The 4845-nt window shown below is 38.1% G+C and carries 3 protein-coding genes; all 3 read right to left on the bottom strand.

Annotated features, from left to right (window positions below):
- Window positions 1-1012 (bottom strand): oligosaccharide flippase family protein (locus tag QCH34_RS06820; protein ID WP_300332132.1); only part of this gene is annotated, 1012 nt, incomplete at its 3' end.
- Window positions 1013-2165: 1153 nt separating this feature from the next.
- Entirely contained in the window at window positions 2166-3977 is a 1812-nt protein-coding gene (gene asnB, locus QCH34_RS06815) for an asparagine synthase (glutamine-hydrolyzing) (RefSeq protein ID WP_300332130.1), read from the bottom strand.
- Window positions 3978-4384: 407 nt separating this feature from the next.
- On the bottom strand, window positions 4385-4845 hold a 461-nt coding region (locus tag QCH34_RS06810; protein WP_300332128.1), incomplete at its 5' end, for an archaeosortase/exosortase family protein.

The following is a 4845-nucleotide window of genomic DNA, read 5'->3' as shown; positions in this document are numbered from 1 at the left end:
ATAGCCAGGGCGAGAGAATTTTAGCATAAAGTCCAGCATTTGACCATTCGGCTCCTAAGAATAAACAGAAAAGATCCTCACCAATGATCATCAGAATTAAGAATGGAAATATACCAATCGAGATCAATCGTCTGTGTACCTGCTGTACAACATTATTTATACTGCCTTTAGCCCTTTTTTCTTCACTGGCCTTCTGATAGAATACATCGATGAGTGCATCGCCGATCAACTTTAAAGGTAATTTCACCACCGTGTATGCAATCGCATAATACCCCAAGACAACTGGACCAAAGAAGAAGGCAAGTAAGTAAGATGTAACATTAACAGATGCAACATTCGCCAACGTTGATCCGGAGGAAAAAATTGGAAATTTGATATATCTCATGGCAAGCGCCTTCATCTCACCAAATGAAACATGTTGGAAAAATTTAAGGTCGTTTCTTATGCCCTTTAACATTGTGATGCCATATACGACATTGTTTGCCAGCGATCCAGCTATCAGACCTAGTGGAGACGCTGATATCAGACCAAATCCAATCTGCACCACCTTATTGGATATGGAACTTGCCACTTTAGATACTGCAATTGTGCCGAATCTTGTTCTTCGTGATAACCAAAATGACAACACAAGAGTGCTACCGTAAAAAAATATCCCAAAAGGAAGGAGAAAGACGAATCTAGAGAAACCTGGAACATTCAGGGCTTTTTCTATAAAGTCAGAAAATACCCAGAAAGCAATACCTGCGATACTCGATATGATAACAATCAGAGAAAAACAGAAAACTACAATATGCGCAGCTTCCCGGTCGGTTTTTGGCAGCATAATTGAGAGCTCATAAGAGAGGCAGGAGATAGCTCCGATAATCAATACCGTTGATACAAAAATTTGATTAACGCCAAAATCTGCAGGAGCATAGAGCCGTGTAATGAAAGGAATGAGCAGAATTCCCAATAATTGCGCAAGGGCTGTTGCTGAACCCAGTTTTATTGTATTTTTAAGAAAACGGGACATTCACAAGAAAAAACTGTTTTATTTGTATTTTAAATTAGTCTTTCAATCAGCTATAACGTATATCCCTCAATATGGTTTCGATTTGCAGCTCTGCGGAAACCCTACTCAAAGTGAAATACAATCGACAGCAAGATCAAAGATTCGGCAGCTCCCTGAACTGCTATACTCATGACAAATAACGATCTGGTAGTTCGATCGATGAATTAGTGTTGGTGATTACTCAGAATAAGCCACGTAACTATACCTAATTAATACTCGGACGAATTCGTTAAAAGGATCTCGGTCTCGGGGGTTATACCGGAACTCCAATTCCTGGAGGTAGAGAGGATACTTCTTTAGGTCAACTCCATGATATTTCGATTACCGTTCCCTAGTAAAGGACCAGAACCCTTCAATTCCGTTGATACACACCTTCCTATCTGCGAATCTCTTGCCATGATCGATCTTTTTGTGTGTGAACCCATACGAGACTAGACCGTGTAACTTCAGAATTTATCGGTTTACACGAGACTCCCTCATTTCACTTCTTGATGGCCGGTTGCAGGAGGGTCTCACCATGAACACCAGTGACGACCTCAACGGTAAACTTCCCACCTCTTTTAAAGATCCCGAATACAGAGACCTTCCCTGCTGCCCCCCCTTTCTCGTTTTATCTTTCTTTTCACACCGGAATAGGACTCATCCATATCAATCTCACCGTAAAAATGAGGAGGCATCGGAATTTATCGCGAGAATCGCCTTCCGCATGAGAGAATGAATGTTGTAGGCGATGTTGTAGGATAATCCAAATTGTTTTGAGGCCTATCTGACCGATGTATCGATCTCGAAGAGTTTTCTCGCCATGAGATATTTGCTGAAGGGAACCCTCAATCCTTCAAGGATGCTATCACGCAGGACTCCCCCTCATGATTGCAGGAGTAACACATTTATATGGCTCTCCTAACCCTGTTTATCCTTGTTCCATGACAATATGGACATTCATTGAATGTCCTGAGGATTCTCTGCTCCCTCATATCATTTTCGACACTCTTTTCATCTGCGATACATCGCGTCAGTTCTATTAGGTTCATTTACCAAGCCGCCATCGAGTAGTACATAATCGTAGCCTTTTTCTAGGAATCGCCTACTATTTTCATATAATCTAAACAACAAATTATCCAGCATTGTCAAAATATTCCCTCATCCAGAGTTCTAAATGTACCCATTTCCAGATTGTATCTCCGATATTAATTTTCTCAACTCTATGCATTTCAAAAAGCGAATGGATTTCATCCCAATCCCAAAAAGGTCTTGACTTAAAGCTATCAGAATTTATTACATTTTCACAGAAACGAACAATATGCTCATTTCTAAAAAAATCATCAGAAGGTGTTCCAAAGCCAATTTTGTCTTTACGCTCCTGGATCATGCGAGGTAATAAATCACCAACTGATTTTTTCCAAATTACTTTAGTTTCACCGTTCATTAATTTTTTACTTAATGGAATGGAGAGACACGATTCAACAAAATCGGAGTCTAAAAACGGGAATCTCATATCAATTCCCCACCGAATTGCATTTTTTATCCGAGTTCTTGCAAGATGTGGAGTACCGGTAGATGTTATTACTAATTTTGAGGCAGTAATATGATCCATCTTTTTCCATCTTGGGTCATATCCGTTATTGCATTCTTTTTCAAAGAAATTATAATTTATCCATTTATGAAAAAACATTTTCCAGATGAAATATTTTAATTGGTCAGGCATTAATAAAAATATAAAATGTGAATGTGTACGAAGGGATTTGAAATTTTCCCAATAATTTTTCATTTCTTTAACGAGAGCCAAATAGTGCCTATCTCGTAACAATTCATAATAATAATAACTTAATGTGTATAAATGCCCGCCAAACAATTCGTCACTTCCCAGTCCATCAAAAAGGGTATTACAACCATTATTATGGGCCAATTTATATACGCAATATTGACTATAAACCCCCAATCCCGTAATTGGTTCTTCTTGTGCCTTTACAAGGGAATCGATATCATCAAAAAATTCATTTTGATCGATTGTTGTAACAAACTGGTTTATCTCAAGATTTTTACCGATTTCTGCGATGTATTTACTTTCATCAAATTTTGTTCCGGGCGCAAGAAGTGAGTAAGAACATAATTTCAAATCTCTAAATAGATTCAATGCACAGACTATCGCTGACGAATCAACACCTCCACTGAGTCCAACACCGATTGATTCATCATTTAAAACCCTAGAGTGAACATTTTTTACAAAAACATCTTTTATTTGTTCTTCATTCAAATCCTTCTTTGGATTGATTTCATACCATTTATTCTTCGTGTAAGCTCCACTATTCATATCAAAAATTATTGCCCCACCTGCCGGTACGGTAAATATATTCTCAAAAAATGTACTTTCGGTATGATTTGTTAGATTAAAAGCAAGAAAATCCCTAATCATACAATAATTAGGATTTTTAGACAATTCATGAGTTAGGATGGCAGAAATTATTGTCGAAAATATGATTTTCCCATTTTCTATAAAATAATAAAGAGGCCTGATCCCATAATAATCTCGAGATAGGATTAATTTCTGCTCATCTGTATCAATCAAACAAAATGCAAAAATACCATTAATTCTCTTTAAACCTTGAACACCATATTCTTCGTATATATGTACAATAACCTCTGATTCATCAGCATATTCAAAGGTATGTCCTTTAAGTTCCAATTGGGTTTTAATCTCATCATAATTGTAAATTTCAGCATCAGTTAACAATATTAACGTCTTATTTTCATTGAATATCAATGATATATTATGATTTTCCCCATTTTTCAAAGGATTCATTTTTCCTAGTGAAAAAAAATCTTTAGAGAAGATCTTTTCAGTATATAAATTATAACCACAGATTTGTTCATTCATTCTTTTTAGCAGATTCACATCACTCCAATTGAATCCATTAATTACACTCATCGAAATTCCATCCTAGATAAAATAGAGATGAAATATGAATATAAAGCCTTCTACAATCCATCAAGCATACCATTAAGGAATTTATTTTTCAATTCCCATCCTAGAGTTTTTGAGAATTACTTTGATCCTGATGTCCTATCTCCGCATTCATTCACCAATTAATCTTTGTTCAGGACTTCTAGAGAACTTGGGTGAACTGTAGGAAATTCCCAAGGCCCTTACGGCATTCTCGGCTGCATCAATTGATTAGATATACTAATTAGTTGAAAGATATACCATCTCCTTTGTTTTTGTTGATATTTTAATTCAAATAGCCTCGTTACATTGACCAGACATCTGTTTTTTATTGTAATTTCAGTTGATATATCTACAAAGCCAAATACTCATTCATTATTGTTATCGTGGGGTCATTTTATCAGGCATAAATTTTTAAAAGATACACCTAGTTGACGGGTAAAAAAGTAATACCAGAACACAATCATCCACAGGGAAAATACCACCCACCCTATATGGATGTGCATCTCTTCAATGACTCCTGCAGGGCCATAGATGTACCCAGAGTAGGCAATAATGGTGACTCGCAGAATATTCGCTGCATAGGTGCCGAGATAGCCCAATCCGATGAGGCCCATGCTCCGCATGGTCCGGCCCTGCGGAAAACTCGAGAGCACGATCGCTGCCGCGGCCGTAAACGTGCCGAGCGACCATATCCCGGTACAGTCAGCGACCACGGCGAGGGTGATTGGGTCCCCGGACAGGGATACAAAAGAGATAAGGTTGCCACTGGTCGTCGCGGCCACGCCGGTGAGGTTGAGGATCAGCACCGAGAAGAAAACGATCGGTGGGATAAGCGGTGCGGCGATCCACT

This window comes from Methanocalculus sp., from assembly GCF_029762515.1.
Classification (GTDB): Archaea; Halobacteriota; Methanomicrobia; order Methanomicrobiales; family Methanocorpusculaceae; genus Methanocalculus.
Note: the sequence above shows the minus strand (reverse complement) of the source record. Positions and strands in the feature narration are given on the sequence as shown.